The organism is Pseudomonas sp. M2 (assembly GCF_015751845.1).
Taxonomy (GTDB): Bacteria; Pseudomonadota; Gammaproteobacteria; order Pseudomonadales; family Pseudomonadaceae; genus Aquipseudomonas; species Aquipseudomonas putida_E.
Genome location: NZ_JADOUD010000001.1, coordinates 3152305 through 3169190 on the forward strand (window position 1 = coordinate 3152305; position 16886 = coordinate 3169190).

At 61.9% G+C, this 16886-nt stretch carries 18 protein-coding genes and 1 rRNA gene; 15 read left to right on the plus strand and 4 right to left on the minus strand.

Annotation, left to right across the window (positions count from 1 at the left end):
* Positions 1–28: 28 nt before the first annotated feature.
* The 4 genes from rrf (at position 29) to IWW33_RS14630 (ending at position 3841) form a co-directional block, all read left to right on the plus strand.
* Positions 29–144 (plus strand): 5S ribosomal RNA (gene rrf / locus IWW33_RS14615).
* A 134-nt stretch (positions 145–278) separates the two neighbouring features.
* Positions 279–938: a paraquat-inducible protein A gene (locus IWW33_RS14620; RefSeq protein ID WP_125923355.1), complete on the plus strand. Its 660-nt coding sequence runs from the start codon at positions 279–281 to the stop codon at positions 936–938.
* Positions 925–1548, plus strand: a complete 624-nt coding sequence (locus IWW33_RS14625) for a paraquat-inducible protein A (RefSeq protein ID WP_046784656.1) — start codon at positions 925–927, stop codon at positions 1546–1548. The genes IWW33_RS14620 and IWW33_RS14625 overlap by 14 nt, the downstream gene beginning before the upstream one ends.
* Positions 1541–3841: an MlaD family protein gene (locus IWW33_RS14630; protein ID WP_174142568.1), complete on the plus strand. Its 2301-nt coding sequence runs from the start codon at positions 1541–1543 to the stop codon at positions 3839–3841. The genes IWW33_RS14625 and IWW33_RS14630 overlap by 8 nt, the downstream gene beginning before the upstream one ends.
* Positions 3842–3980: 139 nt before the next feature.
* Here IWW33_RS14630 and rpsT read toward each other — a convergent pair whose 3' ends face one another.
* Positions 3981–4259, minus strand: a complete 279-nt coding sequence (rpsT, locus tag IWW33_RS14635; protein ID WP_003247625.1) for a 30S ribosomal protein S20 — start codon at positions 4257–4259, stop codon at positions 3981–3983.
* A 250-nt stretch (positions 4260–4509) separates the two neighbouring features.
* Here rpsT and murJ point away from each other — a divergent pair, with 250 nt between their 5' ends.
* The 6 genes from murJ (at position 4510) to ispH (ending at position 11845) form a co-directional block, all read left to right on the plus strand.
* The gene (gene murJ / locus IWW33_RS14640; protein WP_046784654.1) at positions 4510–6048 is read left to right on the plus strand and encodes a murein biosynthesis integral membrane protein MurJ; all 1539 of its coding nucleotides are present in this window, start codon (positions 4510–4512) and stop codon (positions 6046–6048) included.
* A 118-nt stretch (positions 6049–6166) separates the two neighbouring features.
* Positions 6167–7117: a bifunctional riboflavin kinase/FAD synthetase gene (ribF, locus tag IWW33_RS14645; protein WP_046784653.1), complete on the plus strand. Its 951-nt coding sequence runs from the start codon at positions 6167–6169 to the stop codon at positions 7115–7117.
* The gene (gene ileS / locus IWW33_RS14650) at positions 7114–9945 is read left to right on the plus strand and encodes an isoleucine--tRNA ligase (RefSeq protein WP_012316360.1); all 2832 of its coding nucleotides are present in this window, start codon (positions 7114–7116) and stop codon (positions 9943–9945) included. The genes ribF and ileS overlap by 4 nt, the downstream gene beginning before the upstream one ends.
* Positions 9938–10453: a signal peptidase II gene (gene lspA, locus IWW33_RS14655; protein WP_012316359.1), complete on the plus strand. Its 516-nt coding sequence runs from the start codon at positions 9938–9940 to the stop codon at positions 10451–10453. Before ileS ends, lspA begins: the two co-directional genes overlap by 8 nt.
* Positions 10446–10883 carry an FKBP-type peptidyl-prolyl cis-trans isomerase gene (fkpB, locus tag IWW33_RS14660; RefSeq protein ID WP_012316358.1) on the plus strand — a complete coding sequence of 146 codons (438 nt, stop codon included), beginning with the start codon at positions 10446–10448 and terminating at the stop codon, positions 10881–10883. Before lspA ends, fkpB begins: the two co-directional genes overlap by 8 nt.
* 14 nt (positions 10884–10897) lie before the next feature.
* Positions 10898–11845, plus strand: a complete 948-nt coding sequence (ispH, locus tag IWW33_RS14665; RefSeq protein WP_012316357.1) for a 4-hydroxy-3-methylbut-2-enyl diphosphate reductase — start codon at positions 10898–10900, stop codon at positions 11843–11845.
* Here ispH and IWW33_RS14670 read toward each other — a convergent pair whose 3' ends face one another.
* Entirely contained in the window at positions 11846–12337 is a 492-nt protein-coding gene (locus tag IWW33_RS14670) for a GspH/FimT family protein (protein ID WP_115273822.1), read from the minus strand.
* Between the two features lie 109 nt (positions 12338–12446).
* Here IWW33_RS14670 and IWW33_RS14675 point away from each other — a divergent pair, with 109 nt between their 5' ends.
* From IWW33_RS14675 to thiO, 5 genes are read left to right on the plus strand one after another with little or no spacing between them, the layout of a single operon-like run.
* Entirely contained in the window at positions 12447–12656 is a 210-nt protein-coding gene (locus IWW33_RS14675) for a prepilin-type N-terminal cleavage/methylation domain-containing protein (RefSeq protein WP_046784650.1), read from the plus strand.
* A complete protein-coding gene (locus IWW33_RS14680; protein ID WP_115273823.1) occupies positions 12653–13300 on the plus strand; it encodes a prepilin-type N-terminal cleavage/methylation domain-containing protein in 648 nt (215 codons plus the stop codon). Before IWW33_RS14675 ends, IWW33_RS14680 begins: the two co-directional genes overlap by 4 nt.
* On the plus strand, positions 13297–13770 hold the full coding sequence (locus IWW33_RS14685) for a hypothetical protein (protein ID WP_174142569.1): 474 nt from the start codon (positions 13297–13299) through the stop codon (positions 13768–13770). The genes IWW33_RS14680 and IWW33_RS14685 overlap by 4 nt, the downstream gene beginning before the upstream one ends.
* A 1-nt stretch (position 13771) precedes the next feature.
* Positions 13772–14161, plus strand: coding sequence for a type IV pilin protein (locus IWW33_RS14690; RefSeq protein ID WP_046784647.1), 390 nt, complete (start codon positions 13772–13774; stop codon positions 14159–14161).
* Between the two features lie 53 nt (positions 14162–14214).
* Positions 14215–15312 carry a glycine oxidase ThiO gene (thiO, locus tag IWW33_RS14695; RefSeq protein WP_115273825.1) on the plus strand — a complete coding sequence of 366 codons (1098 nt, stop codon included), beginning with the start codon at positions 14215–14217 and terminating at the stop codon, positions 15310–15312.
* Positions 15313–15414: 102 nt separating this feature from the next.
* On the opposite strand, the gene IWW33_RS14700 is transcribed toward thiO, so the two are convergent.
* Positions 15415–15645, minus strand: coding sequence for a PP0621 family protein (locus IWW33_RS14700; protein ID WP_012316350.1), 231 nt, complete (start codon positions 15643–15645; stop codon positions 15415–15417).
* A 93-nt stretch (positions 15646–15738) separates the two neighbouring features.
* Positions 15739–16758, minus strand: a complete 1020-nt coding sequence (locus IWW33_RS14705; protein ID WP_012316349.1) for an outer membrane protein assembly factor BamD — start codon at positions 16756–16758, stop codon at positions 15739–15741.
* Between the last annotated feature and the right edge of the window lie 128 nt (positions 16759–16886).

The following is a 16886-nucleotide window of genomic DNA, read 5'->3' on the forward strand; positions in this document are numbered from 1 at the left end:
CCATCTGGACATTCTGGCTACAGAATTTCTTGACGACCATAGAGCATTGGAACCACCTGATCCCATCCCGAACTCAGTAGTGAAACGATGCATCGCCGATGGTAGTGTGGGGTTTCCCCATGTGAGAGTAGGTCATCGTCAAGATTCATTTCGCAAAACCCCTATCTGCGCGAGCAGGTAGGGGTTTTGTCTTTCCAGCTCCGTTTCCCGAAAGTCGGCTCCCACATTTCGAGCTGTATCACTAGAATAGAGCCGACCTACCTATTCAGAACCTCGAGATGCCCAACCCAGTCGAAACCCAAGCGCTAGAGCAGTTGCCGCTTGACGAGCTGGTCGCGTGCCATGAATGCGACCTGCTGATGCGCAAGCCCCAACTGCAACACGATGAAAAGGCGCAGTGCCCCCGCTGTGGTTATGAGCTATACGCTCACCGGCACAATGTGGTCAATCGCAGCCTGGCACTGGTGCTGACCGCGCTGCTGCTCTTCGTGCCTGCCAACTTCCTGCCGATCATGCAGCTGCACCTGCTTGGCCAGACTTCAGACGATACGGTGTGGAGTGGCGTGCTGGGCTTGTACAACTCCGAAATGCGCGGTGTCGCTGTCGTGGTGTTCCTGTGCAGCATGGCGGTTCCGTTTCTCAAGCTGATGTGCCAGCTCATGGTGCTATTGAGCATCCGCCTTAACGTCGGGCGTAGCTACGGGCTGTTGTTCTATCGCATTTATCACCATTTGCGTGACTGGGGCATGCTCGAGGTCTACTTCATGGGCGTACTGGTCGCAATCGTGAAACTGGTCGACCTTGCCGAGCTGACCGTAGGGCTAGGGTTGTTTTGCTTCATAAGCCTGTTGCTGATTCAGGTTTGGCTTGAAGTGGTGATGTCTCCACACCAGATCTGGAGTGCGCTGTCAGGGGAGGATCTGCATGCGGGCGATTGATGCGGGCATTATGGTCTGCAATGAGTGTCATGAACTGAATCGACAGGATTCCGAGAGCAAGTCGCAGACCTGCACGCGCTGTGGCGCGATTGTGCATGCACGTCGGCCCAACAGTATCGTCCGTACCTGGGCGCTACTCATCGCTGCCTCGATCCTGTACATACCTGCCAACGTGCTGCCGATCATGACTGTCAGTACATTGGGGCAGGGCAGCCCGGACACGATCATGTCCGGCGTCATTACCCTGCTCAAGCATGGCATGTTGCCCATTGCCGCAGTGGTGTTCATTGCCAGTATTCTGGTGCCCACCTTCAAACTGGTGGGCATCGGTTTGTTGTTGTATTCGGTGCAGCGCCGCCAACCCTTGTCAGCGCGGCAACGCATCTTGATGTATCGGTTCATCGAGTTCATAGGACGCTGGTCCATGCTGGACATCTTCGTCATCGCCATCTTGGTGGCGGTGGTGAATTTCGGCCGTATCGCCAGTGTCGAAGCCAACCTGGGCGCTGTCGCCTTCGCTACTGTGGTGATTCTCACGATGCTCGCTGCTTTAACTTTCGATCCCCGACTGATTTGGGATAACACGGAGTCGGATGACGACCATGAGTGACATGCCAACGGCTAAAACCCGGCCCGCCTCCAACTGGTCGGCCATCTGGATTCTGCCGCTGATCGCTTTGATGATTGGAGGGTGGCTGGCCTGGCAGGCCTACCGTGATGCGGGTGTGGAAATCGAGGTTCGTTTCGAGAGCGGTGAGGGCATCGTCGCCAACAAAACCGAAGTCATCTACAAAGGCATGCCCGTCGGCAAGGTAAAAAGCCTGGTGCTCGATGCCGAGGGCGAAAACCAAGGTGTCATTGCCACTATCGAGATGAACAAAGACGCAGAGCCTCACCTTACCAAAGGGACACGGTTCTGGCTGGTCAAGCCCAGTGTCACGCTGGCGGGTATCTCGGGTCTCGAGACATTGGTGTCAGGTAATTACATTGCCGTCAGCCCTGGCGAGGGTGAGCGAACCAAGCGCTTCAAGGCATTGAAGGTGGCGCCACCGCTTTCGGACAGCGAACCGGGCCTGCACCTTACGCTCAAGGCCGATCGCTTGGGCTCGCTCAACCGCGATAGCCCTGTGTTCTACAAGCAGATCCAGGTTGGCCGGGTAAAGAGCTATCGCCTTTCCGAGGATCAGAGCACGGTTGAGGTCAAAGTGTTCATCGAGCCGGCTTATGCCAGCCTGGTGCGCAAACACACGCGCTTCTGGAATGCCAGCGGCATCAGCATCGATGCCGGGCTGTCCGGGGTAAAAGTACGCAGCGAATCCCTCTCCAGCATCGTTGCCGGTGGTATCGCCTTTGCTACACCGGAATACCGCAAGGATAGCCCGCCCACCGACCCGAGCCTGCCATTCCGCTTGTACGAAGATTTCGATGCCGCCCAGGCGGGTATCCGTGTGAAGGTCAAGCTGAGCGACTATGAGGGACTGCAGGCGGGGCGCACCCCGGTCATGTACAAAGGCATTCAAGTCGGTTCGCTGAAAGCCCTGAAGATGGAAAACAACCTTGGCAGCGCCATGGCTGAGCTGACCCTGGACCCCCTGACCGAAGACTATCTGGTCGATGGCACGCAGTTCTGGGTGGTCAAACCTTCCATTTCTCTGGCGGGTATCACAGGCCTGGAGGCCTTGGTTAAGGGTAACTACATTGCCATCCGCCCGGGTGAGAAGGGGGCCACGCCGCAGCGCGAGTTCGAAGCAAGGGCCAAGGCACCGCCGCTGGACCTCAAGGCGCCTGGCCTGCACATGGTGCTGTTCGCCGATACGCTGGGCTCGTTGGAGGTCGGTAGCCCGGTGATGTATCGCCAGGTCAAGGTTGGTAGCGTGCAGAGCTACCAGTTCGCCCGCAACAGCAATCGTATCCTGATCGGTGTGCACATCGAAAAGGAATACGAAAACCTGGTCAATGGCTCTTCCCGCTTCTGGAACGTCAGCGGCATTACCCTCACCGGTGGTCTGTCGGGCATCAAGATAAAGAGTGAGTCGCTGCAGACCCTGATGGCCGGTGGCATCGCCTTCGACACGCCAACGCCGAACGTAGCCCTCAAGCGCCATATTCCAAGGTTCCGGCTGCACGACAGCCAGGAGGCGGTAAACCGTGCCGGCACGCTGATAACCATCCGTGTAGACCGTGCAGATGGCCTCAAGCCGGGAACGCCCATCCGTTTCCGTGGCCTGGATGTTGGTAGTGTCGAGAGTGTCGACCTGACCAAAGACCTGCAGGCTGTGCTGCTGCGCGCGCGTATCACCGAAGCGGCAGACCGCATCGCCCGTGCAGGGACGCAGTTCTGGGTGGTCAAGCCGGCCCTTGGCCTTGTGCGTACAGAAAACCTCGATACCCTGATTGGCGGCCAGTACCTGGAGGTGCAGCCCGCTGTTAAGGACAAAGGCCCGCAGCGTGATTTCATAGCCTTGGCTGACGCGCCTGAGGTAACCGGGGTGGAAGTCGGCCTGCCATTGACCCTCAGCGCCCCGCGCAGGGGGTCGATCAAGCCGGGCGTGCCGGTGACCTACCGTGAGGTCGAGGTGGGTAAGGTAACGGGCTTCGAGTTGGGCCAGACGGCAGACCGCGTGCTGATTCACATCCTGATCGAGCCACGCTATGCCGCGCTGGTGCGCGGTGGCAGCCGGTTCTGGAACAGCAGCGGTTTCGGTTTCGACTGGGGCTTGTTCAAGGGCGCCACTGTGCGTACCGAGTCGCTGGAGACCCTCATCGACGGTGGTATTGCATTCGCCACGCCTGATGGCGAGCAGATGGGTAACCCGGCGCGGCCGCAGCAAACCTTTGCCTTGTTCGACAAGCCTGAGGACGCCTGGCTGCAGTGGGCACCGAAGATCCAGATCGCCAAGTAATGCAGGGGCCGCTATGCGGCCCTATCGCTTTTGTGGGGCCCGGCTTGCCGGCGATGAGGCCGTAACTGGCAACACAAGCATCATCAAATCGCAGGCAATAAAAAACCGACCCTAGGGTCGGTTTTTCGACAAGCGTCGCTTAGGCAGCTGCAGCTTCTTTCAGCGCCTTGATGTGGCCATTCAGACGGCCTTTGTGGCGAGCAGCTTTGTTCTTGTGGATGATACCCTTGTCGGCCATACGGTCGATTACAGGTACAGCCAGAACGTAAGCGGCTTGCGCTTTTTCGGCGTCTTTTGCGTCGATGGCTTTGACTACATTCTTGATGTAGGTGCGGACCATGGAACGCAGGCTGGCGTTGTGGCTGCGACGCTTCTCAGCCTGTTTTGCACGTTTCTTGGCGGAAGGTGTGTTGGCCACCGTCGAGCTCCTCGAAAGACTTTAGGTAAATAGCAAACAAAATAGGCCGCGAATCATGCCGATCAGTTGACCGGATGTCAAGGCCACCTGCAGGGTTCCGCCGAGCGGTGTACCAACAGGAGGGAAATATTCCTTTCTGCTGCACGACCTGTAAACTCGGGAATTTTTGGCTCCCCTGCGAAGGCGCGGGAGTATCGCACATTCGGACGCTGTCTGGCAGCGTCCTCTGCCCTTGGCGTGAATCTTTTCGATGAACCTGCTCAAATCCCTGGCTGCAGTCAGCTCCATCACCATGATTTCCCGGGTGCTGGGGTTCGTGCGTGACACCATCCTGGCCCGTGTTTTCGGCGCCGGCATCGCTACCGACGCCTTTTTCATCGCCTTCAAGTTGCCCAACCTGCTGCGGCGGATTTTTGCCGAGGGGGCCTTCTCCCAAGCGTTCGTGCCGATCCTTGCCGAATACAAGACCCAGCAGGGCGAGGAGGCGACGCGCACTTTCATCGCCTATATCAGCGGCCTGCTGACGCTGGTCCTGGCCCTGGTCACGGTGATTGGCGTGCTTGCGGCACCCTGGGTGGTCTGGGCCACGGCGCCCGGTTTTGCGGACGATGCCGAGAAATACCAGCTGACCACCGACCTGCTGCGGGTGACCTTTCCTTATATATTACTGATCTCACTGTCATCCCTGGCCGGGGCGATCCTCAATACCTGGAACCGTTTCTCGGTCCCGGCCTTCACGCCGACCCTGCTCAACGTGGCGATGATCATCTTCGCCCTGCTGCTCACGCCGTATTTCGACCCGCCCATCATGGCGCTGGCCTGGGGCGTGCTGGCCGGAGGCCTGGCGCAGTTGCTGTACCAGCTGCCGGCGCTGAAAAAAATCGGCATGCTCGTGCTGCCGCGCCTGAACCTGCGTGACACCGGCGTGTGGCGCGTGCTCAAACAGATGTTGCCGGCCATTCTCGGCGTTTCGGTCAGCCAGATTTCGCTGATCATCAACACCATCTTCGCCTCCTTCCTGGTGGCCGGCTCGGTGTCCTGGATGTACTACGCCGACCGTCTGATGGAGTTGCCCTCGGGCGTGCTTGGCGTTGCCCTGGGTACCATCCTGCTGCCGACGTTGGCCAAGACCTACGCCAACAAGGACCGCGAGGAGTATTCGCGGATCCTCGACTGGGGCCTGCGCCTGTGCTTCCTGCTGGTGCTGCCCTGCACGCTGGCCCTGGCGATACTCGCCGAGCCGCTGACCGTTGCATTGTTTCAGTACGGCAAGTTCAGCGCCTTCGATGCGGCGATGACCCAGCAGGCACTGATCGCCTATTCGGTAGGCCTGTTGGCGATCATTCTGGTCAAGGTACTGGCACCGGGCTTCTATGCGCAGCAGAATATTCGTACGCCCGTGCGGATCGCGATCTTCACCCTCATCTGCACTCAGCTGTTCAACCTGGCCCTGGTCGGCCCACTGCAGCACGCCGGCCTGGCCTTGGCGATCAGCCTGGGTGCCTGCCTGAATGCGGGCCTGCTGTTCTGGAAGCTGCGCAGCCAGCAGCTGTTCCAGCCGCAGCCGGGCTGGACGCTGTTCCTGCTCAAGCTGGTGCTGGCAGTAGCGCTGATGGTGGCCGTACTGCTGGTGGGCATGCACTACCTGCCGGCGTGGGAGCAAGGCAACATGTTCGAGCGTTTCGTGCGCCTTGGGGCGTTGATCGCGGCCGGTATCGTGACCTATTTCGGTTGCCTTTACCTGTGCGGCTTCAGGCCCCGGCACTTCGCCCGCAAGGCCCTGCACTGAGCTGGAAGGCGGGTCAGGCGTCGGTTTTTCGTTTTCCACGCTGCACCCGGGCGCTGCTGCCTGTCACCAGCGCCCGGGTGTGGTTATAATCGGCCACTTTATGAGCAAGAAGCGCGTTATGCAGCTGGTTCGAGGTCTTCACAACCTGCGCCCCGAGCACCGGGGCTGTGTCGCCACCATTGGCAACTTCGACGGGGTTCACCGCGGCCACCAGGCAATCCTGGCGCGCCTGCGCGAGCGCGGCCAGGCACTTGGCCTGCCTACGTGCGTGGTGATCTTCGAGCCGCAGCCGCGCGAGTACTTCGCTCCGGACACTGCGCCGGCCCGCCTGGCGCGCCTGCGTGACAAGGTCGAGCTGCTGGCTGGCGAAGGTATCGATAGGGTCTTGTGCCTGGCGTTCAACCAGCGCCTGAGCAACCTGAGCGCCGATGAATTCGTCGAGGCGATCCTGGTCGATGGCCTGGGCGTGCGCCACCTTGAAGTGGGCGACGACTTCCGCTTTGGCTGCGACCGCGCTGGCGATTTCACCTTCCTGATCGAAGCCGGCAAGCAGTACGGCTTCACCGTCGAGGCCGCCAACACGGTGATCCAGGACGGTTTGCGGGTCAGCAGCACCGAGGTGCGCCAGGCGCTGTCCGCAGGCAACTTCGAGCTCGCCGAGCACTTGCTGGGCCGCCCCTACAGCATTACCGGGCGCGTATTGCACGGCCAGAAGCTGGCCCGCCAGCTCGGCACGCCCACCGCCAACATCCAGCTCAAGCGTCGTCGCGTACCGTTGTCCGGGGTCTACCTGGCCAGCATCGAAATCGACGGCAAGGCCTGGCCGGGTGTCGGCAACATCGGGGTGCGCCCCACAGTGGCCGGCGACGGCCGCCCGCACCTTGAAATTCATCTACTGGATTATGCCGGCGATCTGTATGGCCGGCGCCTGACGGTGGAATTCCACCACAAGCTGCGTGAAGAGCAGCGATTCGCCTCCCTGGAGGCGCTGAAGTCGGCGATCGATGCGGATATCGCCGCCGCACGTGCACATTGGCACGCTCAACCGCTAACCAAGAGCCTGAAATGACCGACTACAAAGCCACGCTAAACCTTCCGGACACCGCCTTCCCCATGAAGGCCGGCCTGCCTCAGCGCGAACCGCAGATCCTGCAGCGCTGGGACAGCATTGGCCTGTACCAGAAGCTGCGCGAAATTGGCAAGGATCGTCCGAAGTTCGTCCTGCACGACGGCCCGCCCTATGCCAACGGCAAGATTCACATCGGTCATGCGCTGAACAAGATTCTCAAGGACATGATCGTCCGCTCCAAGACGCTGTCGGGCTTCGACGCGCCTTACGTACCCGGTTGGGACTGCCACGGCCTGCCGATCGAGCACAAGGTCGAAGTCACCCATGGCAAGCACCTGACGGCCGACCGCACTCGTGAGCTGTGCCGCGAATACGCTGCCGAGCAGATCGAAGGGCAGAAGACCGAGTTCATCCGCCTGGGTGTGCTGGGTGACTGGGACAACCCTTACAAGACCATGAACTTCGCCAACGAGGCCGGTGAAATCCGTGCCCTGGCCGAAATGGTCAAGCAGGGCTTCGTGTTCAAGGGCCTCAAGCCTGTTAACTGGTGCTTCGATTGCGGCTCCGCGCTCGCAGAAGCCGAGGTCGAGTACGCCGACAAGAAGTCGCAGACCATCGATGTGGCCTTCCCGGTCGCCGACGCTGACAAACTGGCTGCCGCGTTCGGCCTGCCGGCGCTGGCCAAGCCCGCTGCCATCGTGATCTGGACCACCACCCCGTGGACCATCCCCGCCAACCAGGCGCTGAACATCCACCCGGAGTTCAAGTACGCTCTGGTCGATACCGGCGAGCGTCTGCTGGTGCTGGCCGAAGAACTGGTCGAGTCGTGCCTCAAGCGCTACAACCTGGAAGGCTCGGTCATCGCCACCGCCCAAGGCTCGGCCCTGGAGCTGGTCAATTTCCGTCACCCCTTCTACGACCGCCTGTCGCCTGTCTACCTGGCCGACTACGTCGAGCTGGGCGCAGGTACCGGTGTGGTCCACTCCGCGCCAGCCTACGGTGAAGACGACTTTGTCACCTGCAAGCGCTACGGCATGGTCAACGACGATATCCTCACGCCGGTGCAGAGCAACGGTGTGTACGTCGAGTCGCTGGAGTTCTTTGGCGGCCAGTTCATCTGGAAGGCCAACCCGGCCATCGTCGAAAAGCTGAGCGAAGTCGGTGCGCTGATGCACACCGAGACCATCAGCCACAGCTACATGCACTGCTGGCGCCACAAGACCCCGCTGATCTACCGCGCTACCGCGCAGTGGTTCGTCGGCATGGACAAGCAGCCAAGCACTGGCGAGCCGCTGCGTGAGCGCGCGCTCAAAGCCATCGAAGACACCCAGTTCGTCCCGGCCTGGGGCCAGGCGCGCCTGCACTCGATGATCGCCAATCGCCCGGACTGGTGCATCTCGCGTCAGCGCAACTGGGGTGTGCCGATCCCGTTCTTCCTGCACAAGCAGACCGGCGAACTGCACCCGCGCACCGTCGAGCTGATGGAAGCCGTGGCCAAACGCGTCGAACAGGAAGGCATCGAGGCCTGGTTCAAGCTGGACGCCGCCGAACTGCTCGGTGATGAAGCCGGCCAGTACGACAAGATCACCGACACCTTGGACGTGTGGTTCGACTCCGGCACCACCCACTGGCACGTACTGCGCGGCTCGCACGACATCGGCCACGCCACCGGCCCGCGTGCGGACCTGTACCTGGAAGGCTCCGACCAGCACCGTGGCTGGTTCCATTCCTCGTTGCTGACCGGTTGCGCCATCGACAACCACGCGCCGTACCGCGAGCTGCTGACCCATGGCTTCACCGTGGACGAAAGCGGCCGCAAGATGTCCAAATCGCTGGGCAACACCATCGAGCCGGAAAAGGTCAACAACACCCTGGGTGCCGACATCCTGCGCCTGTGGGTATCGGCCACCGACTATTCGGGTGAGATGGCCGTTTCCGAGCAGATCCTGCAGCGCAGCGCCGACGCTTACCGTCGTATCCGCAACACCGCACGTTTCCTGCTTTCCAACCTGTCCGGCTTCGACCCGGCCCGCGACCTGCTGGCCCCAGAGGACATGCTGGCCCTGGACCGCTGGGCAGTGGACCGTACCCTGCTGCTGCAACGCGAGCTGGAAGAGCACTACAGCGAGTACCGTTTCTGGAATGTCTACTCGAAGATCCACAACTTCTGCGTGCAGGAACTGGGCGGCTTCTACCTCGACATCATCAAGGACCGCCAGTACACCACTGGCGCCAACAGTGTCGCCCGTCGTTCCTGCCAGACCGCGCTGTACCACATCAGCGAAGCGCTGGTGCGTTGGATCGCGCCGATCCTGGCCTTCACCGCCGATGAAATCTGGCAGTACCTGCCGGGCGAGCGCAACGAGTCGGTCATGCTCAACGGCTGGTACCAGGGCCTGAGCGAGCTGCCGGAAGGCACCGAGCTGGATCGCGCCTACTGGGACCGCGTGATGGCGGTCAAGGCTGCGGTCAACAAGGAGCTGGAAAACCAGCGTACCGCCAAGGTCATCGGCGGCAACCTGCAGGCCGAAGTTACCCTGTTCGCCGAAGAGGGCCTCAGCGCCGACCTGAGCAAGCTGGGCGATGAGCTGCGCTTCGTACTCATCACCTCCGCTGCCAGCGTGGTGCCGTTCGCCCAGGCGCCGGCCGATGCCGTGGCCACCGAAGTCGAAGGCCTCAAGCTGAAAGTGGTCAAGTCTGGTCACGCCAAGTGCGGCCGCTGCTGGCACTTCCGCGCCGACGTCGGCAGCCATCCGGAGCACCCGGAAATCTGCAGCCGTTGCGTCGACAACCTGAGCGGTTCCGGTGAGGTGCGCCACTATGCCTAACCCTGCAGCGGGGCGCTTCGGGCGCCTTGCATGGCTCTGGCTCAGCCTGCTGGTCCTGGTCGTTGACCAGGCCACCAAGCTGTATTTCAACAACGCCCTGAGCATGTATCAGCAGATCGTGGTCATCCCTGACTACTTCAGCTGGACCCTGGCCTACAACACCGGCGCGGCGTTCAGCTTCCTTGCCGACAGCTCCGGCTGGCAGCGCTGGTTGTTCGCCCTGATCGCCGTGGTGGTCAGCGCCGTGCTGGTGGTCTGGCTCAAGCGCCTGGGGCGCAACGAGACCTGGCTGGCCGTGGCGCTGGCGCTGGTGCTCGGTGGAGCGCTGGGCAACCTGTACGATCGAATCGTGCTGGGCCATGTGGTGGATTTCATCCTGGTGCACTGGAAGAACGTTCATCACTTCCCGGCCTTCAATGTGGCCGACAGCGCCATCACCGTTGGTGCGGTGATGCTGGCGCTGGATATGTTCAAGAGCAAGAAGTCCGAGGATCCGGTCCATGACTGACACCCGTATCGGCCAGAACACCGAAGTTACCCTGCACTTCGCGCTGCACCTGGAAAACGGCGACACCGTCGACAGCACGTTCGACAAGGCTCCAGCCACCTTCAAGGTCGGCGATGGCAACCTGCTGCCGGGTTTCGAGGCCGCGCTGTTCGGCTTCAAGGCCGGTGACAAGCGCACGGTCGTGGTTGCCCCGGAGAATGCCTTCGGCCAGCCTAACCCGCAGAACGTACAGGTCATGCCACGGTCCCAGTTCGAGGGCATGGAATTGTCCGAAGGGCTGCTGATCATCTTCAACGATGCCGCCAACACCGAATTACCCGGTGTGGTCAAAGCGTTCGATGACAACCAGGTGACCATCGACTTCAATCACCCACTGGCAGGCAAGACCCTTACCTTCGAGGTGGAGATCCTCGAGGTGAAGGCCCTGTAAGCCTGGAGCCGAGCATGCAAATCAAACTCGCCAACCCTCGCGGTTTCTGTGCAGGGGTCGACCGGGCGATCGAGATCGTCAACCGTGCGCTGGAAGTCTTCGGCCCGCCGATCTATGTGCGCCATGAAGTGGTGCACAACAAGTTCGTGGTGGAAGACCTGCGCAGCCGTGGCGCCATCTTCGTCGAAGAACTGGATCAGGTACCGGACGACGTCATCGTCATTTTCAGCGCCCATGGTGTTTCCCAGGCCGTGCGCCAGGAAGCCGCCGGCCGCGGCCTGAAAGTGTTCGACGCCACCTGCCCGCTGGTGACCAAGGTGCATATCGAGGTCGCCAAATACAGCCGTGACGGCCGTGAGTGCATCCTGATCGGCCACGAAGGGCACCCGGAAGTCGAAGGCACCATGGGGCAATACGACGCCAGCAACGGCGGTGCCATCTACCTGGTCGAAGACGAGGAGGATGTTGCCCGGCTGCAGGTGCGCGACCCGGACAACCTGGCGTTCGTCACCCAGACCACGCTGTCGATGGACGACACCAGCCGTGTCATCGATGCCCTGCGTACGCGCTTCCCGAACATCGGCGGCCCGCGCAAGGACGACATCTGCTACGCCACCCAGAACCGCCAGGACGCCGTCAAGCAACTGGCCGGTGAGTGTGATGTGGTACTGGTGGTGGGCAGCCCCAACAGTTCCAACTCCAACCGCTTGCGTGAGCTGGCCGAGCGCATGGGTACCCCGGCCTACCTGATCGATGGCGCCGAGGACATGCAACGCGGCTGGTTCGACCAGGCTGCGCGGATTGGTATCACTGCTGGCGCTTCGGCCCCCGAAGTGCTGGTGCGTGGCGTGATCGACCAGCTCAAGGCCTGGGGTGCCACGGGCGCCGAAGAGCTTGACGGGCGCCCGGAGAACATCACGTTCTCCATGCCCAAAGAGCTTCGGGTTCGTTCACTGATCTGATCAGCGGCCTGCGCACAGGGACTTTTTCAGTTCGTCAGTGCGCAGGCTGACCCTACCGCTGGTCGCCAGCACAACACGGTGCCGGCTGGTTGCAGACGAGCGCTCACAGACCTCCAGCCGCCCCCCTGACAAGTTGTTGTTCTTCCCCAATGGCACACCCAGTGCGCTGAATTTTACCTGGTTCCCGATATTGGCTTTCACCCTTTGGGGCCGAGCCAGTCGGTACTCGCGCAGCAACTGCTGGTTATGTTCCAACAGCACGCGCCAGCCCTTGCCCCAATCATTGTCCAAAGACTGCACCACTACCGCCTGGCCTTGCAGGGCCGCGTGGCTGCGTGCGCTACGCAGCGCCTGGGCCAAGTCGCGGGCTGCTGCTGCCCTGTGCAGGTCATCGCTCAATTTCGCGTAGGCCGGCATGCCAAGCTGCGTCAGCAGCGCCGCCATAGCCAGCCCGAACATCATTTGTATCAGTGTTACGCCCTGTTGCTTCACCGTGCATTCCTCCCTGGAAGTGCTTGGCTGTAGCTTCACGGTCGTTGGGCAAGAGGTCCAGTCGGCGAGGTGCAAGGCAATTGCGGGAAAGATCGCAGGAGGTGCAGGGATGCACACGAAACAACGGGGCATGACGCTTCTGGAGGTACTGTTGGCCGTAGCGGTGGTGGCACTGGGCATGTTCGCTGCCGCAGCGTTGCAGCTGCAGGCATTGCAGGCCACTGACAGTGCGCGTCGTGATATGCAGGATGCGCTGGGCGCCCATACGCTGCTTGAGCGGGGCAAGGCCGCTGGCAAGCTGACGGTGCCGCGGCCATGAAGCGTGAGCAGGGTGGTTTCGGCCTGGTCGAGGCAATGCTTGCGCTTGCCATCGGCCTGATGCTGCTGACTGCCGCCAGCCAGCTTTTCATCTCGGCCCACCAGAGCTCACTCCTTCAATCTGCTGCGTTGCGCATGCAGGCGGACGCCCGTCTGGCATTGTTGCGTATGGCCCAGGATATCCGTATGGCCGGCATGTTCGGTTGCCTGCGCCTTGAGCCTGGCGACTTCAGGGACCCATCTGCGCGAGAAGCGTTTGCGCGGCCTTTGCAGATTGGCCCGGCAAGCCTGAGCCTGATAGTGGCAGAGCTGCCTGGGTACCCCGGGGCTCCGGACTGGACCTTGCACACCGATTGTATCAGCGAGGCCGAGGTGCACGCGGGGCGTGCTCAAAGCCCCGGTTTGCCCTTGGCATTTCCCATCAGCCGGCACCACTACCAACTTCGCGGCAGCACACTGAGGTTCATGCGGCGCAACAGCTCTCAGCCCTTGGTCGACCACGTGCGCGAAATGCGCGTTGAACCTGTCGACACCGCCGAAGGGCAGCGGGTGGATGTGCAACTGACCTTGTTCGATCCTGGTCTGGGCATCGAGCAGCGTTACGACATGAGTGTGGCGATCCGCAACCCGGTTGCCAGGCCATGAAGCGCCAGCGTGGCATGGTACTGCTGCTGGCGCTGGTCCTCAGCCTTTTGCTTGGCCTGCTGGCGGCTTCGGCGTTGCGTGATGCCTTGGTGGAAACGCGCATGGCCGGCTACCTGCGCGAGGGTTTGCAGGCATTCGATCAGGCCGAAGCCACGCTGCTGGTCGCAGAGGCCGAACTGCAGCGCGCGCCGCCTGGGTTGTGCCAAGCGTGCCTGCCACCCCCGCGCGCGCATGATTTGCTGGGGCAATGGCAAGCCAGCGAGAGCGGTTACTTCCAGCTGCAGAACCTTGGCCTAACTACCCGGGCCGCGCATGGGCCGAGGGATGAACCCGTCATGCTTTACCGGGTGACCGCAGTCAGCCGGCAACTCGCGGCCAGGCAAGTGCTGGAGGCGGTGTATGCCATGCCAGCGGCTCAAACACAGGCGCCGCAGCGGATTCTCTGGCGGCAGAGACTGAGGGAAGACTGACATGCAGCAAGGCCTGAGCCTGATCGAGTTGTTGATTGTCGTGGCTGTCACCGGCATTCTGGCAGCCATTGCCTACCCCAGTTACAGCGACCAGCTCAGGCGAGCCGCACGCAGCGAAGTGGTTGGCCTGCTGCATGACGCTGCCCTGCGCCTGGAACACCACCGTGTACGCACCGGCCAGTACGCCGAGGGCGAACCGGCATTGCCCGCTGGCAACCGCCATTACAGCCTGCATGCCGAACGCGGCAGCGATACCTTCACGCTGCGTGCACGGCGGCTGCCGCATGGTTTGATGGCGGACGATCGCTGCGGTGATTTCCAGCTCGACCAGGCCGGTGTACAGAGCAACCCGGATGGCACCGGGGCCATTGAGCGCTGCTGGGGGAGCTGAAGGTTGAATGATGCCCGTGCATCGCGGTTTTACTTCAGGTGTTGGATCGACAGATGAACAAGCAAGTAGTGGTGGTTGGCGGCGGGGTGATCGGCCTGCTGACGGCGTTCAACCTGGCGGCGAAGGTCGGCCAGGTAGTGGTATGTGACCAGGCCGAGGTCGGGCGTGAGTCGTCCTGGGCGGGCGGCGGTATCGTCTCGCCGCTTTACCCGTGGCGCTACAGCCAGGCAGTCACTGCCCTGGCGCACTGGTCGCAGGACTTTTATCCACAGCTGGGTGAGCATCTGTTCTCCAGCACCGGTATTGATCCGCAAGTCCACACCACCGGCTTGTACTGGCTTGACCTGGACGACGAGGCCGAGGCGCTGGCCTGGGCAGAACGCGAGCGGCGGCCGCTCAGCCCTGTGGATATTTCGGCGGCCTATGACGCGGTCCCCGTACTGGGCCCAGGCTTCAAGCGCGCCATCTACATGGCAGGCGTGGCCAATGTGCGCAACCCGCGGCTGGTCAAGGCACTGAAGGCTGCGCTGCTGGCAATGCCCAACGTGACCTTGCGTGAGCACTGCCAGATCACCGGCTTTGTTCAGGACGGTGAGCGCGTGACTGGCGTGCAGACCGCAGACGGCGTGCTGCAGGCTGATGATGTCGTGCTCAGCGCTGGCGCCTGGAGCGGCGACCTGCTGCGCACGCTGGGCATTGAGCTGCCGGTGGAACCGGTGAAAGGCCAGATGATCCTGTTCAAGTGCGCCGAAGACTTCTTGCCGAGCATGGTGCTGGCCAAGGGACGCTATGCGATTCCGCGCCGTGACGGGCACATTTTGGTGGGCAGCACGCTGGAGCATGCCGGGTACGACAAGACCCCGACCGAGGATGCACTGGCGAGCCTCAAGGCTTCAGCGGCAGAGTTGTTGCCGGAGCTTGCGGATGCCACGGTGGTGGCGCACTGGGCAGGGCTGCGGCCAGGTTCGCCTGAAGGCATTCCGTATATCGGCCGAGTGCCGGGGCATGACGGGTTGTGGTTGAACTGCGGGCATTACCGCAATGGGTTGGTGCTGGCGCCAGCTTCGTGTCAGTTGTTTACTGATTTGCTGACAGGGGTGGAGCCGATCATTGACCCGGCACCTTATGCCCCGGCCGGGCGTCTGGGCTGAGATCGCTGGGGCCGCTTAGCGGCCCAATCGCCGGCAAGCCGGCTCCCACAGGGTACAGCGTGCGAGCCGGCTTGCCGGCGATGAGGCCCGTGAGGTATTGGCTCAGTCTTGCTGGCCAGGCCCTTGCTGAAGGTGCGCCTGGCTGCAATACCACTGACTGCCTTGCTGCAGCGCCCGATCATTGGGCAGGTGCACGCCGCAGTGGGCGCAGCGCACCATCTTCAGCGGGTCGTCGAGTTTCGGCTCGGACGGCGACTGCTGGCTGATCTTGAATTTGCGCCACAGCCAGAACGCGGCGGCGATCAGGGCGATCCAGAAAAGTAGGCGAACCATGGTGTCCAGCTTGTCTATTGATTGAGGCGACAGTCTAGGACGAGGCCAATAAAAAAGGGAGACCTCAGTCTCCCTTTCTCGCACCCCGTTGAATCAGTCGAACAGACCAAAGGTCATGTAGCTGAACCAGGAGCGGTCTTTCTCGGCTTCTTTCGGCCCTTCCGGCAGGATCGGGTCGCCGTTTTCATCTTTGGGCAGCAAGTCCTGCGGCATCTCGGCGCGGGCATCCTGGAACTGGCGGACCACGTCCTGGTTGGCGCGGGTTTCACCCGGTGGCAGTGGCGCGTCGGTCTCGATCAGGCCCAGGGTGGCCTTGGACAGCCAGCCGCGGCCGTCAGACTCGGTCTGCTTGGGCTGGAACTCGCCATCGACCAGGCTCGGGTGGTCAGGGTAGTTGAGCTTGAGGGTTTCCAGGCTGGTGGCGGCCAGATCGTCCAGGTGCATCTTCTGGTACGCCTCGACCATCACGGCCAGGCCGTCGCCGACCGATGGGGTTTCCTGGAAGTTTTCCACCACGTAGCGGCCACGGTTGGCGGCGGCCACGTAAGCCTGGCGGCTCAGGTAGTAGTCGGCCACGTGGATTTCATAAGACGCCAGCAGGTTGCGCAGGTAGATCATGCGCTGCTTGGCGTCCGGGGCGTAGCGGCTGTTGGGGAAGCGGCTGGTCAGCTGGGCGAATTCGTTGTACGAGTCGCGGGCGGCACCCGGGTCACGCTTGGTCATGTCCAGCGGCAGGAAGCGCGCCACCAGGCCGCGGTCCTGGTCGAACGAGGTCAGGCCCTTGAGGTAGTAGGCGTAGTCGACGTTCGGGTGCTGCGGGTGCAGGCGGATGAAGCGCTCGGCAGCCGACTTGGCAGCCTCGGGCTCGGAATTCTTGTAGTTGGCGTAGATCAGCTCGAGCTGCGCCTGGTCGGCGTAACGGCCGAACGGGTAGCGCGACTCCAGGGCCTTGAGCTTGTTCACGGCGCTGTTGTAGCTGGAGTTGTCCAGATCAGCCTGGGCCTGCTGATACAGCTCGGCCTCGCTGAGGTTCTCGTCAATGACCTCTTTATTAGAGGAACAGGCCGCGGTAAGCCCGAGGATGGCGATCAGCAGCAGGTGTTTCACTTGCATAGCGGCTTGCGTCCCTTTGACGGCCGCTGTCTTGGGCGGTGCCGTCCTGTTATGATGAGCGCCCCGGCCAACCCCGGGACAAAAGAAGCCGTATTTAACCACAAGCTCGCAGCCGAAACCAAAGGCTG